This window comes from Phytobacter palmae, from assembly GCF_039409775.1.
GTDB classification, from domain to species: domain Bacteria; phylum Pseudomonadota; class Gammaproteobacteria; order Enterobacterales; family Enterobacteriaceae; genus Phytobacter; species Phytobacter palmae.
In genome coordinates, this window is the sequence record NZ_JBCIVJ010000004.1 from 246246 (window position 1) to 259655 (window position 13410).

Annotated in this window: 12 protein-coding genes and 2 pseudogenes; 7 read left to right on the top strand and 7 right to left on the bottom strand. The window is 52.8% G+C overall.

Features of this window, described 5'->3' with window-relative positions:
• Positions 1–2 precede the first annotated feature (2 nt).
• From sirB2 to hemA, 4 genes are read right to left on the bottom strand one after another with little or no spacing between them, the layout of a single operon-like run.
• Complete coding sequence (gene sirB2, locus AAIG39_RS07815; RefSeq protein WP_343193562.1) at positions 3–395, bottom strand: invasion regulator SirB2; 393 nt, start codon at positions 393–395, stop codon at positions 3–5.
• A gap of 6 nt (positions 396–401) precedes the next feature.
• Positions 402–1241, bottom strand: a complete 840-nt coding sequence (gene prmC, locus AAIG39_RS07820) for a peptide chain release factor N(5)-glutamine methyltransferase (RefSeq protein ID WP_343193563.1) — start codon at positions 1239–1241, stop codon at positions 402–404.
• Positions 1241–2323: a peptide chain release factor 1 gene (gene prfA, locus AAIG39_RS07825; protein WP_090084699.1), complete on the bottom strand. Its 1083-nt coding sequence runs from the start codon at positions 2321–2323 to the stop codon at positions 1241–1243. The genes prmC and prfA overlap by 1 nt, the downstream gene beginning before the upstream one ends.
• Positions 2324–2359: 36 nt before the next feature.
• Positions 2360–3616: a glutamyl-tRNA reductase gene (hemA, locus tag AAIG39_RS07830; protein ID WP_249568898.1), complete on the bottom strand. Its 1257-nt coding sequence runs from the start codon at positions 3614–3616 to the stop codon at positions 2360–2362.
• A 201-nt stretch (positions 3617–3817) separates the two neighbouring features.
• Between hemA and lolB the strand changes: the two genes are divergently transcribed.
• The 4 genes from lolB to dauA all read left to right on the top strand — a co-directional run bounded on the left by lolB (position 3818) and on the right by dauA (position 8181).
• A complete protein-coding gene (gene lolB, locus AAIG39_RS07835) occupies positions 3818–4441 on the top strand; it encodes a lipoprotein insertase outer membrane protein LolB (protein WP_090084702.1) in 624 nt (207 codons plus the stop codon).
• Positions 4441–5307, top strand: coding sequence for a 4-(cytidine 5'-diphospho)-2-C-methyl-D-erythritol kinase (gene ispE, locus AAIG39_RS07840; RefSeq protein ID WP_425503280.1), 867 nt, complete (start codon positions 4441–4443; stop codon positions 5305–5307). The genes lolB and ispE overlap by 1 nt, the downstream gene beginning before the upstream one ends.
• A gap of 124 nt (positions 5308–5431) precedes the next feature.
• Positions 5432–6379, top strand: a complete 948-nt coding sequence (gene prs, locus AAIG39_RS07845; protein WP_090085106.1) for a ribose-phosphate diphosphokinase — start codon at positions 5432–5434, stop codon at positions 6377–6379.
• Positions 6380–6501: 122 nt separating this feature from the next.
• A complete protein-coding gene (dauA, locus tag AAIG39_RS07850) occupies positions 6502–8181 on the top strand; it encodes a C4-dicarboxylic acid transporter DauA (RefSeq protein ID WP_343193564.1) in 1680 nt (559 codons plus the stop codon).
• On the opposite strand, the gene AAIG39_RS07855 is transcribed toward dauA, so the two are convergent.
• Both AAIG39_RS07855 and ychH read right to left on the bottom strand, forming a co-directional pair.
• Positions 8176–9225, bottom strand: coding sequence for a MerR family transcriptional regulator (locus AAIG39_RS07855; protein WP_343193565.1), 1050 nt, complete (start codon positions 9223–9225; stop codon positions 8176–8178). The genes dauA and AAIG39_RS07855 overlap by 6 nt on opposite strands.
• Before the next feature lie 117 nt (positions 9226–9342).
• Positions 9343–9618 carry a stress-induced protein YchH gene (ychH, locus tag AAIG39_RS07860; RefSeq protein WP_090084710.1) on the bottom strand — a complete coding sequence of 92 codons (276 nt, stop codon included), beginning with the start codon at positions 9616–9618 and terminating at the stop codon, positions 9343–9345.
• A gap of 273 nt (positions 9619–9891) precedes the next feature.
• On the opposite strand from ychH, the gene pth reads away from it, so the two are divergent.
• The 3 genes and pseudogenes from pth to AAIG39_RS07875 form a co-directional block, all read left to right on the top strand.
• Positions 9892–10476: an aminoacyl-tRNA hydrolase gene (gene pth / locus AAIG39_RS07865; RefSeq protein WP_090084711.1), complete on the top strand. Its 585-nt coding sequence runs from the start codon at positions 9892–9894 to the stop codon at positions 10474–10476.
• Between the two features lie 126 nt (positions 10477–10602).
• Positions 10603–11697, top strand: coding sequence for a redox-regulated ATPase YchF (ychF, locus tag AAIG39_RS07870; RefSeq protein ID WP_090084713.1), 1095 nt, complete (start codon positions 10603–10605; stop codon positions 11695–11697).
• Positions 11698–11870: 173 nt separating this feature from the next.
• Positions 11871–12908: pseudogene (locus AAIG39_RS07875) on the top strand (tyrosine-type recombinase/integrase); the annotation flags it as partial.
• A gap of 146 nt (positions 12909–13054) precedes the next feature.
• Here the strand turns inward: AAIG39_RS07875 and AAIG39_RS25680 are convergent.
• Positions 13055–13204: pseudogene (locus AAIG39_RS25680) on the bottom strand (ISNCY family transposase); the annotation flags it as partial.
• Positions 13205–13410: the final 206 nt, after the last annotated feature.

Genomic DNA, 13410 nt, shown 5'->3' on the forward strand with positions numbered 1-13410 from the left:
TCTTACCCCAGTATCGGTATCTTTGTGGCGGCGAGTTTAATGATGATGTACAGCACCACCAGCCCCAGCAAAAACGCAATAAACCCCGTTTGCTGGCTGCGCGGACGATGTCGCCCCAGCGCAATGAAACCCAAAACGATGTAGATGATAACGCCAAACAGCTTTTCCGTCAGCCATGCGCCATTAGCAGTAAATGGGATATAGCGCGTTACAACGATAAGCCCGAGGCCGCTGAGCAATAGCAGCGTGTCCACTGCGTGAGGCACGACCCGTACCCAACGCGCCTGAATACGGTGATTATTCGTGAAGCGCCACCAGTAACGCAGCACGAACAGGCTAATGGTCAGAACCACCGTGGTCAAATGCAGGCTAATCAGAAATGTAAACGCACTCATCTCCTGTTACTCCTGTAACGGCAGACGCCCGAGCGTCAGACGCTCGTTATCACCATAGTCCCGGCAGGTTTCCACCTGCACATATCCCTGGTCGCCAAACAGCGCGCGTACCGCTTCCCCCTGCTGCCAGCCATGTTCCAGTAACAGCCAGCCACCAGCACGCAAAAAGCGCCTTGATTGTGCGATTATCCACGCCAGGTCCGCAAGTCCTTCTTGTGCCGCAACCAATGCGGAACGCGGCTCAAAGCGTACATCACCCATAGCGAGATGAGGGTCGTGCTCATCAATGTAAGGCGGATTACTGACAATCAGTTCAAACTGCTGCCCTTCAAGAGCACTAAACCAGTGACTGGTCAGAACCGTGACGTTCGCTATCCCTGAATGTTCCGCATTACGCTGGGCCAGCGCGACTGCATCGGGCATCACATCGACCGCAGTGATCTGGCAATCAGGCCGTTCACTGGCCAGCGCCAGCGCGATAGCGCCGGTACCGGTACCCAGATCGAGGATCCGACACGGTTGTTCCGGCAGACATTTTAGCGCCTGTTCAACCAGACACTCGGTATCCGGGCGCGGAATCAACGTCGCAGGTGAGACAAAGAGCGGCAAAGACCAGAATTCGCGTACGCCCACCAGATGCGCGACCGGTTCCCCCCGTTCACGACGAGCCAACAGATCATCAAGCTGCGCAAGTTCACTGTCCGTAAGCTCTGTTTCGCCGAAGGCAAGGATAAAAGTACGCGCTTTTCCGGTCACGAAACCCAGCAGAATCTCCGCATCCCGGCGCGGGCTTTCACTTTGCGACAGCTGACTTGTCGCGCGACGCAACCAGTGCTGATAGTCCATCAATCCTGTCCGGCCAGGGCTGCCAGTTGGTCGGCCTGGTATTCCTGCACAATCGGCTCAATGAGCATATCCAGCTTGCCTTCCATTACTTCGTCCAGACGATAGACCGTCAGGTTGATACGGTGATCGGTCACGCGACCCTGCGGGAAGTTATAGGTGCGATTACGATCGCTGCGATCGCCGCTCCCCAGCAGGTTGCGACGCGTTGACGCTTCCGCCTGCTGGCGTTTGGCAATTTCAGCCGCGCGAATACGTGAACCCAGGACAGCCAGCGCTTTGGCTTTGTTTTTATGTTGAGAACGTTCGTCCTGACACTCCACCACGATGCCTGTCGGCAAGTGGGTAATACGAATGGCGGAGTCGGTGGTGTTAACGTGCTGCCCGCCTGCTCCGGATGAGCGGAAAGTATCAATGCGCAGATCGCTCGGGTTGATGTCCGGCAGCTCGGCTTCCGGCAATTCTGGCATCACTGCCACGGTGCAGGCGGAAGTATGGATGCGTCCTTGCGATTCGGTTGCCGGTACACGCTGCACGCGATGGCCGCCGGATTCAAATTTCAGACGGCCGTAAACCCCGTCACCACTGACTTTAGCAATGATCTCTTTATAGCCACCATGCTCACCCTCATTGGCGCTCATGATCTCTACACGCCAGCGACGCGACTCGGCATAGCGGGTATACATGCGAAACAGATCACCTGCGAATAACGCTGCTTCATCACCGCCAGTTCCGGCACGCACTTCGAGAAAGGCGCTGCGTTCATCATCAGGATCTTTAGGGAGCAGAAGAATTTGCAATTGTTGTTCTAACTGTTCGCTTTTTTCTTTTGCATCGCGTAACTCGTCCTGCGCCATATCGCGCATTTCCGGGTCTTCGAGCATCAATTGTGCGGTTTCGATATCTTCCTGAATCTGTTGCCAGTCAGTAAAACAGCGCGATACGTCGCTTAGTTGCGCATACTCTCTGGATAAGGCGCGGAATCGCTCCTGATCGGCGATGGTTTGCGCGTCACCCAGCAGCGCCTGAACTTCTTCATGACGCTCGTGTAGGGCTTCCAGTTTGGCAACGATAGAAGGCTTCATAGGCGTAAATGCACCCTGTTATTAGAGATTGTTGTGCTACTCCAGCCCGAGGCTGTTGCGCAGAATATGCAGGCGCTCATCATCCCCGTCACGGGCGGCCTGCTGAAGAGATTTGGTTGGTGCGTGGATCAGGCGATTGGTCAGTTTCCAGGCCAGATCCTGCATAATGGCCTGCGCGTCGCCACCTTGTTCAAGGGCGGCCAGCGCTTTGGCAGTCAATTCATCACGAACCTGCTCAGACTGGCTGCGATACTCGCGAATGGTCTCACTGGCGCTTTGCGCACGCAGCCAGGCCATAAATTCGCTTGTTTCCTGTTCAACAATAGTTTCAGCCTGCACCGCCGCCGCTTTTCGTTGCGCGAGGTTGTGTGAAATGATGCTCTGTAAATCGTCAACACTGTAAAGATAGGCGTTCGCCAGTTTACCCACTTCCGGCTCAACATCGCGCGGGACGGCGATATCCACCAATAACATCGGCTGGTTACGACGCGCCTTCATTGCCCGCTCGACCATACCTTTACCAATGATCGGCAACGGGCTGGCGGTAGAGCTGATGACAATATCGGCGTCTTTCAGGCGTGAATCGATTTCGCTGAGGGAGATCACTTCCGCCCCCACTTCATCCGCCAGAACCTGCGCACGTTCACGGGTACGGTTGGCGATGATCATCTTCTGCACTTTATGTTCGCGCAGATGACGCGCCACCAGTTCGATGGTTTCCCCCGCGCCGACCAGCATCACGGTGACCGAAGCGAGTGATTCAAAGATCTGTCGGGCCAGCGTACAGGCGGCAAACGCAACCGAGACCGCACTGGCACCAATGTCGGTTTCTGTGCGTACGCGTTTGGCGACGGAAAAGGACTTCTGGAACATGCGTTCGAGTTCACTGGCCTTCAGATGGCCGCGGTTAGAATCAGCAAACGCTTTTTTCACCTGGCCCAGAATCTGCGGCTCGCCCAGCACCAGCGAGTCCAGCCCGCTCGCCACGCGCATTAAATGGCTGACGGCATCGTTATCATGGTGCCAGTAAAGGCTGTTACGCAGTTCTTCTTCACTGATCTGATGGTAATCGCATAGCCAGCGGACCAGGGATTCGTGAAGGTTTTCCTGCTCTTCAACGCTTAAATAAAGCTCAGTACGGTTACAGGTCGACAACACCACGCCGCCTTGCACCATCGGCTGCGCAAGCAGGCTGTCCAGCGCCTGGTCGAGCGTATCCGGCGAAAACGTAATACGTTCTCGCAACGAAACGGGAGCCGTTTTGTGGTTGATGCCGAGCGCCAGAAGAGTCATGTGAGCAGGAATAGTACCAACGTTGATAAGGTTAGACTGTGCGCATCATACAGGATGCGCGAGGTCAATAAAAGAGAGCGCCTCCTTTTGGAGTAATCGGTAATTTAATGATTTAAGACAACTTGAACGTAGACGCTATCCCTGCCCGGCGCTAGCATTAAGAATATTTACTGTAACGCACCTCAAGGATTCGTCATCATTATGACTTTGCCGGACTTTCGCCTTATTCGTTTGCTGCCGCTGGCAAGCCTCGTACTGACTGCCTGTACCCTCAACGCGCCAAAAGGACCGGGCCAGAGCCCGGATGCCCCTCAGTGGCGTCAACATCAGCAAGAAGTCAGCAAATTGAACCAGTTTCAGACACGTGGCGCTTTCGCCTTCATCTCCGATGAGCAGAAAGTTTATGCCCGCTTTTTCTGGCAACAAACCGGACAGGATCGCTATCGTTTGCTGCTGACTAACCCGTTGGGTAGCACGGAACTGGAGCTTAATGCCCAGCCTGGCGCAGTAGAGCTGGTCGATAACAAAGGCAAGCGCTACACCGCCACCGATGCGGAAGAGATGATTGGTAAACTGACCGGAATGCCCATTCCGCTTAACAGCCTGCGTCAGTGGATTCTGGGCCTGCCCGGCGACGCGACGGATTACAAGCTCGACGACCAGTATCGCCTGAGCGAGCTTAACTACAGCCAGGGCGGCAAAAACTGGAAAGTGGTCTATGGCGGTTATGATAGCGATACGAAGCCTGCACTGCCCTCCAGTCTCGAGCTGAGCGACGGTGGACAACGCATTAAGCTCAAAATGGATAACTGGATTGCGAAATGATGATGCGCTTTCCCGCACCGGCAAAACTTAATCTGTTTTTATACATCACCGGGCAACGGGCTGATGGCTATCACACGCTGCAAACCCTGTTTCAGTTTCTGGATTACGGTGACACCTTAGGCTTTGAATTGCGAACAGATGGCATTATCCGGTTATTAACCCCTGTTGCGGGCGTGCCGGATGAAGAAAATCTCATCGTTCGCGCAGCCCGTTTGTTGATGCGAGAGGCGCAAAAGAGGGGGCGCCTGCCTGAGGGCAGCGGAGCGGACATCCAGATCGACAAACGCCTGCCGATGGGGGGAGGATTGGGTGGCGGTTCTTCAAATGCGGCTACAGTGCTGGTGGCGCTTAATCATTTGTGGCAGTGCGGTTTAACGGTTGATGAGCTGGCAGAGCTTGGATTGACACTGGGGGCGGATGTACCGGTATTTGTCCGGGGACACGCTGCGTTTGCCGAAGGTGTCGGCGAGATACTTACCCCGGCACAACCTGAAGAAAAATGGTATCTGGTCGCCCATCCTGGCGTCAGCATTCCTACCCCGACAATTTTCAGCGATCCGGAATTGCCGAGAAATACACCAAAACGGTCAATAGAAACGTTACTAAAATGTGAATTCAGCAACGATTGCGAGGTTATCGCAAGAAAACGTTTTCGTAAGGTTGATGAGGCGCTTACCTGGCTGCTAGAATACGCGCCGTCGCGCCTGACTGGCACAGGGGCCTGTGTTTTTGCTGAATTTGACACAGAGTCTGCTGCTCTTCAGGTGTTAGAGCAAGCCCCGGCATGGCTGCACGGTTTTGTCGCTCGAGGTGTAAACCTCTCGCCTCTCGCCAGCGCCCTCGCCGGGCAAGCTGAGTACCGGTGACAACGTCACTTGTTCCAGACGTTGCATCGCGCTCTTTAATACACCGCATGGATAGAATTATGTCTGAACCGCACATTTATGGCTTATTCTATCCACCAATGGACGCATGCCTGAGGTTCTTCTCGTGCCTGATATGAAGCTTTTTGCTGGTAACGCCACCCCGGAACTAGCACAACGTATTGCCAACCGCCTGTACACTTCTCTCGGCGACGCCGCTGTAGGTCGCTTTAGCGACGGCGAAGTCAGCGTACAAATTAATGAAAATGTACGCGGTGGTGATATTTTCATCATCCAGTCCACTTGTGCTCCAACGAACGACAACCTGATGGAATTGGTTGTTATGGTTGACGCCCTGCGCCGTGCTTCCGCAGGCCGTATTACCGCCGTTATTCCTTACTTTGGTTATGCACGACAGGACCGCCGCGTGCGCTCTGCACGTGTACCTATCACCGCAAAAGTCGTCGCGGATTTTCTCTCCAGCGTTGGCGTTGACCGCGTCCTCACCGTTGACCTGCACGCTGAGCAGATCCAGGGCTTCTTTGATGTGCCGGTTGATAACGTATTCGGTAGCCCTATTCTGCTGGAAGACATGCTGCAACTTAATCTGGATAACCCGATTGTAGTTTCTCCGGACATTGGCGGCGTTGTTCGCGCTCGCGCTATCGCAAAACTGCTCAACGATACCGATATGGCTATCATTGATAAACGTCGTCCGCGTGCGAACGTTTCTCAGGTTATGCATATTATCGGTGACGTCGCTGGTCGTGACTGTGTGCTGGTTGACGATATGATCGACACCGGCGGTACGCTGTGTAAAGCTGCGGAAGCACTGAAAGAGCGTGGTGCTAAACGCGTATTTGCTTACGCGACTCACCCGATCTTCTCTGGTAATGCGGCAAACAACCTGCGTAATTCCGTCATTGATGAAGTGGTCGTTTGTGACACTATTCCGCTGACGGATGAGATCAAATCGCTGCCAAACGTGCGTACGTTGACCCTGTCTGGCATGCTGGCCGAAGCGATTCGCCGCATCAGCAACGAAGAATCCATTTCCGCAATGTTCGAACATTGATTGGAATCGGCACAAAGACCCGCTGCGGCGGGTTTTTTTATTCCTGTGTTTTATTTGTATGACTAATTAATATTGAGCATACAAATTAGTATTGGTGATATTTGACCAGGGATTAATTATCTGTGAAACGACTTTTTTCTCCACACGTCATGCCATTCAGCGCCATTATCGAAGCTTGCTGGAAGGAAAAATATAGCCTCGCGCGTTTCACTCGCGACCTGATTGCCGGGGTAACGGTTGGCATCATTGCCATTCCGCTGGCCATGGCGCTGGCCATTGGCAGCGGCGTTGCGCCGCAATACGGACTCTATACCGCCGCTGTCGCCGGTATCGTTATCGCCCTGACCGGGGGCTCGCGCTATAGCGTATCCGGCCCCACCGCCGCTTTCGTCGTCATTCTCTATCCGGTATCGCAGCAATTTAGCCTCGGTGGCTTGCTGGTGGCGACATTAATGTCAGGGGTCTTTTTGATTCTCTTTGGCCTCGCCCGTTTTGGCCGCCTGATCGAATACATTCCCGTCTCCGTCACGCTGGGCTTTACGTCAGGTATCGGGATTACCATCGGTACCATGCAGATAAAAGATTTCCTCGGTTTGCAGGTTGCCCATATGCCGGAACACTATCTGCAAAAAGTCGGCGCGCTGGCAATGGCGCTACCGAGTATTAATATCGGTGATGCAGCCATCGGGGTCGTCACTCTCGGTACTCTGATCCTGTGGCCACGTCTGCGCATTCGCCTGCCTGGGCATTTACCGGCACTCCTTGCCGGTTGTGCCGTAATGGCGCTGGTTAATCTGTTGGGTGGTCATGTCGCCACCATTGGTTCTCAGTTTCACTACATTCTGGCAGACGGTACCCAGGGCAACGGCATTCCACAATTGCTGCCACAGCTTGTCCTGCCCTGGGATCTGCCTGGCTCTGGCTTTACCCTGAGCTGGGCCTCTTTGCAGGCGCTGCTGCCTGCCGCATTCTCAATGGCGTTACTTGGCGCCATTGAGTCTCTGCTCTGTGCGGTAGTGCTTGATGGCATGACCGGGACACGCCATAAAGCCAATAGCGAGTTAATTGGCCAGGGGCTGGGTAATATTGTCGCTCCCTTCTTTGGCGGCATCACTGCCACCGCTGCCATTGCCCGTTCAGCGGCTAACGTCCGCGCCGGAGCGTCGTCGCCGGTCTCAGCCATCATTCATTCGGTTCTGGTGATCCTTGCCCTGCTGGTGCTGGCGCCTCTGCTCTCATGGCTGCCATTGTCCGCCATGGCCGCACTGCTGCTGATGGTGGCATGGAACATGAGTGAAGCACATAAGGTGGTCAACCTGCTGCGTCGTGCGCCGACAGATGACATTATCGTCATGCTAATTTGTATGTCGCTGACCGTGCTGTTCGATATGGTTATTGCCATTAGCGTGGGTATCGTTCTGGCGTCGCTATTGTTTATGCGTCGTATCGCGCGTATGACCCGTCTGTCGCCCGTCAATGTGGACGTGGCTGACGATATTCTGGTGCTGCGCGTAATTGGCCCACTGTTTTTCGCCGCTGCCGACGGCCTGTTCACGGAACTGGAGTCAAGAATTGCAGGCAAACGGGTAGTGATACTGAAATGGGATGCGGTACCGCTACTTGATGCGGGTGGGCTTGATGCCTTCCAGCGTTTTGTAAATCGCCTGCCGGAAGGCACCGAACTGCGCGTCAGTAATCTGGAGTTTCAACCGCTTCGCACCATGGCGCGGGCAGGTATCAAACCCATACCAGGCCGTTTGTCGTTCTGGCCAAATCGTGACGCGGCGTTAGCGGATTTATAATGTACCGGATGCCCCGTAGCTCTTGCGCATCAGGGCATCCACCGCCTGCTGCAGCCATTGCAGCAGGTCTGGCGTCACCCAGGTTCCTTTCATAAGATGGGGTTCCTGCTGCATCGACAGGCGAAACTTCTGCTGGGTTTGCGGATCGGTTCCGGCATAAGACTGAAACAGCTCCAGCCATGCGTTTGCCAGCTCCAGCGCCTCTTCTGACTGCGGATCAAGCCCCTCAAGTGCCGCCTGGCGAATCCGACTGACTAACGGCGGCCATTCCATCATTCGTTCAAAATAATGCGCCCGGGTAAACGCCATCTCTTCTGGCGTCAGATAGCGCTGCCAGATAGCCAGCTTGCTTTCACCGAAACTGCGGGTGATGAAATTGATCGTCTCGTCATCAATGCCGGTCTGTTCACGCATTTGCGGCTCAACCAGGTGCATCTCGTTGAGCCGGGTTAAGAATTCCGGCCTGCGGGCGGTATCTTCCTCCAGGCGCGTCATCCAGCGTGTAGCCAGATTCATCGCCTTTTCATCATCAACCGGGCACCCCTGTGCCATCAGCGCTTTGGCTTCCGCCACCATTTTCGCCCATTCGCGGCTGCGTTCTTCGTCATGAGCGGCAAACGGCAGTTCACGCAACTCCTCAGCACTAAACCAACGATCGTACATATTCGTTAACTCCAGAGTCAGTAACCAGGACTCCAGGTCAGGTTCCGCCCCGCTTTCCATTCCACGCTTTAACATAAGCAATTGCTGGCGCAATGTCTGGATCGTGCGCATTTGTGCATCCAGCAGGCTGATTTGTTCATCAAGCAGAACAGATAGCGGACGCGTCTCCCGCGCCAGGTAATCCTTGATTGCTGCCAGCGCCATACCCGCCTTTGCCAGTACCTGGATCATATGCAGGCGCTTCACGTCAGCGAGATTGTATAAGCGGTAACCGGCAGCGCTTCGGGTGGAAGGCGTAAGCAGTCCGATATGTTCGTAGTGGTGCAGTGTACGGACAGTGATCCCGGCACGACGTGCCAGTTCACCTGCTTGAATTAACATAACGGCTCCTTTTCTTCCCCTTGAAATACACTCTCGGGCCTAACGTTACGTAAGGGTCAAGAAAAAAGCCAAAAAAAACGGCTTCCTGAGGAAACCGCTTGCATGTGATGTTATAGGTTAGCTATGGCCGTGTCCGTCACGGCGGCAGCGTTTGTCATAATGGCGCACCCACCAGTACTTATCACAGACTTGTTCATGTCCACCAATGCGTGCACCTGCAAGCCAGAGTACGGCCCCGACAAAAATGCTGAAAATTGCACCGTGGGCGAAGAATTGCGGCAGATTAAGCTGCGGCAACTGATTCAGGACAGAGTACCCCACGCCGACTACCATTACGACTAACCCCAGGCCCATAAGCACATTACCGAGTAACGAAGCGTTTTTGCGTTTCATGGTGTCACCTCCGGAACGATGGGTTGAATGGGAATAACCCCAATGCTTGTGGGTAAAGTATAGACAGGGGGGGTTATGGCGATTGCGTGTACGATCACAATTACACATATTAAGACCACATATATTTACAAATAACTCACTGAACTACTTGTATTTCTAATGGTTCATGTAAGTAATCATTGCCCTTTTCCCCGTTTCGTCCAGAGAACTTTGTCATCATGCGCCACACGACGTAAACTACGCGCCAGATATTGACCTGGTCAGGAATAAAAAGTGACGATTAAACTGATTGTCGGGCTGGCAAATCCCGGCGCGGAATATGCCGCGACACGCCATAACGCAGGTGCCTGGTACGTGGATCTGCTGGCTGAACGTTTTCGGGCTCCGCTACGTGAAGAACCGAAGTTTTTTGGTTATTCCTCACGGATTAATCTGGCGGGCGAAGATGTGCGCCTGCTGGTCCCCACGACCTTTATGAATCTCAGCGGCAAGGCCGTTGCCGCTATGGCAACTTTTTATCGCATCAACCCGGACGAAATTCTGGTGGCCCATGACGAACTGGACTTACCGCCGGGCGTGGCGAAATTCAAATTAGGCGGTGGTCATGGTGGCCACAACGGGCTGAAGGACATTATCAGCAAGCTTGGTAATAACCCTAATTTCCATCGTTTGCGCGTGGGAATTGGTCATCCGGGCGATAAAAACAAAGTTGTCGGTTTTGTGCTGGGTAAACCGCCTGTTTCTGAACAGAAATTGATTGACGAAGCGGTAGATGAAGCGGCACGTTGCACGGAAATCTGGCTGAAAGACGGTCTGACCAAAGCAACTAACCGCTTACATGCCTTTAAGGCCCAGTAACAGATACCATCTGCCATTTTTGCCGCGCGATACAACGGTTACGTGTATAATAGGCAAAGTTATTAACTTTTATGCAATCTGTTTTATATAACGGGTTGATTATTCAGAACTTAAGGTAATCACATCATGGGATTCAAATGCGGCATCGTTGGCCTGCCCAACGTAGGTAAATCCACCCTGTTCAATGCGCTCACCAAAGCAGGTATTGAAGCGGCTAACTTCCCCTTCTGTACCATTGAGCCGAACACCGGTGTCGTACCAATGCCCGATCCGCGTCTGGACAAGCTGGCGGAGATCGTCAAACCACAGCGTATTCTGCCAACCACGATGGAGTTTGTGGATATCGCCGGTCTGGTTAAAGGCGCATCCAAAGGTGAAGGCCTGGGTAACCAGTTTCTGACCAACATTCGCGAAACCGAAGCAATAGGTCATGTAGTACGCTGCTTTGAGAACGACAATATCATTCACGTGAACAATAAAGTGGATCCAGCGGATGATATCGAAGTTATTAATACCGAACTGGCGCTGTCTGACCTGGATACCTGCGAGCGCGCCATTCATCGCGTGCAGAAAAAGGCCAAAGGCGGCGATAAAGACGCAAAAGCAGAACTGGCTGCGCTGGAAAAATGTTTGCCGCAGCTGGAAAACGCAGGCATGCTGCGTGCGCTGAAAAACCTGACCGAAGAGGATAAGGCCGCGATCAAATATCTGAGCTTCCTGACGCTCAAACCGACCATGTATATCGCGAACGTTAACGAAGACGGTTTCGAAAATAACCCCTACCTCGATAAAGTTCGCGAAATCGCCGATGCCGAAGGTTCTGTTGTTGTTGCGGTGTGTGCTGCGGTTGAGTCCGATATTGCGGAACTGGATGATGCAGAACGTGAAGAGTTTATGGCTGAGCTGGGTATTGAAGAACCGGGGCTGAACCGCGTTATCCGTGCCGGTTATCAGTTGCTGAACCTGCAGACGTACTTCACTGCGGGCGTGAAAGAAGTTCGCGCCTGGACTATCCCGGTCGGCGCAACCGCTCCACAGGCCGCTGGTAAAATCCACACGGACTTCGAAAAAGGCTTTATCCGTGCGCAAACCATCGCTTATGAAGACTTCATCACTTACAAAGGTGAGCAAGGGGCGAAGGAAGCGGGCAAAATGCGCGCAGAAGGTAAAGATTACATCGTGAAAGATGGCGATGTGATGAACTTCCTGTTCAACGTCTAAATAAAATTTGTTGTCTCATGAGGTGTCAGAACATCTCATGAAGCTCACAAAACCCGCTAAAATCCACGCACTTGCGTGGATTTTTTTATTCCATATTGTCTCACGTGATCTCATGTAAGCGCAGTCTAAAATGAGTACACAGATGAGTACTGTCCGTTTCCATTACCATTTCAGGTGAGTACCCAGCGGTAAAGCTCGCCGAAGCTCGCGAGAAATGCGAGCAAGCGCGTAAGCAAGTCGCAGATGGAGTTAGCCCGACACAGGCTCGTCAGTTAGATAAGATCCGCAAGGTCAATGACGCTTCTAACACCTTTGAGCTGATCGCCAAAGAGTGGTTGCAGATGAAAGACTGGGCCGAAATTACCAAAAAACGCCGACTGGATATGCTAGAACGTGTGGTTTTCCCCGCAACCGGTAAGCTCCCTGACAGAGAGATCACCCCACACCACATTCTTAAAATTCTTCAGGAAACCGCTAAACGCGGCGCTCCGACTGTTGCCGCTGAAGCGCGACGTACCATTTCATCGGTTTTCGAGTTGGCAGTGGCAACGCTCAGAGCTGACAGCGATCCTGTCTGGCCTGTACGCAAGGCGCTTCCGGCGAATAAGACACAGCATAAACAGGCATTGAATCCACAGCAAATCGGGAAGCTATTAAGCTGTTTTGATAACAGTCGCGGCTCATATCAGGTTAACTATTGCATGTGGCTAATGTGGTGGACGCTGGCGCGGCCAGCCGAAGTCACAGAAGCTGAATGGGCAGAATTCGATCTCGATAATGCACTATGGACCATTCCGGCGACGCGCATGAAAGCTCGCAGGGAACATGTTATTCCCCTCCCCTCCCAGGCCGTCAACATGCTCAGAACGCTACAGGGATTAACCGGGCATCGACACCACCTCTTTCCTAGCCGTGATAACCCGCGTGGCCCGATGACCTCGCACTCGCTGCGTCAGCTACTTAAAAGCCTCGGCTGGAGTGGAACTTACAGCCCACATGCAACCCGAACCACAGGCAGCACACGGTTAAACGAGATGGGCTATCGGCATGATGCTATCTAAGCTCAGCTTGCGCATGCTGATACCAACAATGTTCGCCGCCCGTACAACCCTGCGACCTATCTTGATGAGCGTAAAGTGATGATGCAGGAATGGGCTGATAAGCTTGATGGATGGGTGAGCAGCACTGACATCAGTGTTGATGTTTCATAAACGCTGATGCATTGGTGTTTCTTCATTGATTCATATAATAAATTTTTGATTATTTTAAATAATCTATAACTCTAGCTACATTGCATGTAGAGCATGAATAACAGATGTTGATTAACCTCAATTAAGCATCACTATCAGCCGCCGAAATTTTCACATGCCCTGGCTTGATATTGCTGACAGGAGATATCCAGGCGCTGCGTGGCCATCTGTGTTGTCAGGTGCCGGTCGCCCCCCTGAATGATTTTAAGTCGGTTAAGTTCATTCAAAGTAAAAAACTCCGCTGCATGAGCTGTCATCAGGATCCCTTGAGGGTAAATCTACGTGACGGACATCTTAACTTAGCCCATAACGGACATTACAACTTTGCTACTACATAGATGATGTGCATACTCTGTCTTATGTTAAATTTAGTCCACCACTCATTTAGTTCATGAAACATCCCCACTGAAGATGATGTCCATTTTCAGAAAAAGTTTGAGCTAATACACGTTATCAGTTCAGC

Bases quoted from the DNA above. Each gene is read 5' to 3' on its own strand.
- ychH (WP_090084710.1), bottom strand. From the start codon at position 9,618: ATGAAACGCAAAAACGCTTCGTTACTCGGTAATGTGCTTATGGGCCTG.
- lolB (WP_090084702.1), top strand. From the start codon at position 3,818: ATGACTTTGCCGGACTTTCGCCTTATTCGTTTGCTGCCGCTGGCAAGC.
- ispE (WP_425503280.1), top strand. From the start codon at position 4,441: ATGATGCGCTTTCCCGCACCGGCAAAACTTAATCTGTTTTTATACATC.
- ychF (WP_090084713.1), top strand. From the start codon at position 10,603: ATGGGATTCAAATGCGGCATCGTTGGCCTGCCCAACGTAGGTAAATCC.
- sirB2 (WP_343193562.1), bottom strand. From the start codon at position 395: ATGAGTGCGTTTACATTTCTGATTAGCCTGCATTTGACCACGGTGGTT.
- prmC (WP_343193563.1), bottom strand. From the start codon at position 1,241: ATGGACTATCAGCACTGGTTGCGTCGCGCGACAAGTCAGCTGTCGCAA.
- hemA (WP_249568898.1), bottom strand. From the start codon at position 3,616: ATGACTCTTCTGGCGCTCGGCATCAACCACAAAACGGCTCCCGTTTCG.
- AAIG39_RS07855 (WP_343193565.1), bottom strand. From the start codon at position 9,225: ATGTTAATTCAAGCAGGTGAACTGGCACGTCGTGCCGGGATCACTGTC.
- prfA (WP_090084699.1), bottom strand. From the start codon at position 2,323: ATGAAGCCTTCTATCGTTGCCAAACTGGAAGCCCTACACGAGCGTCAT.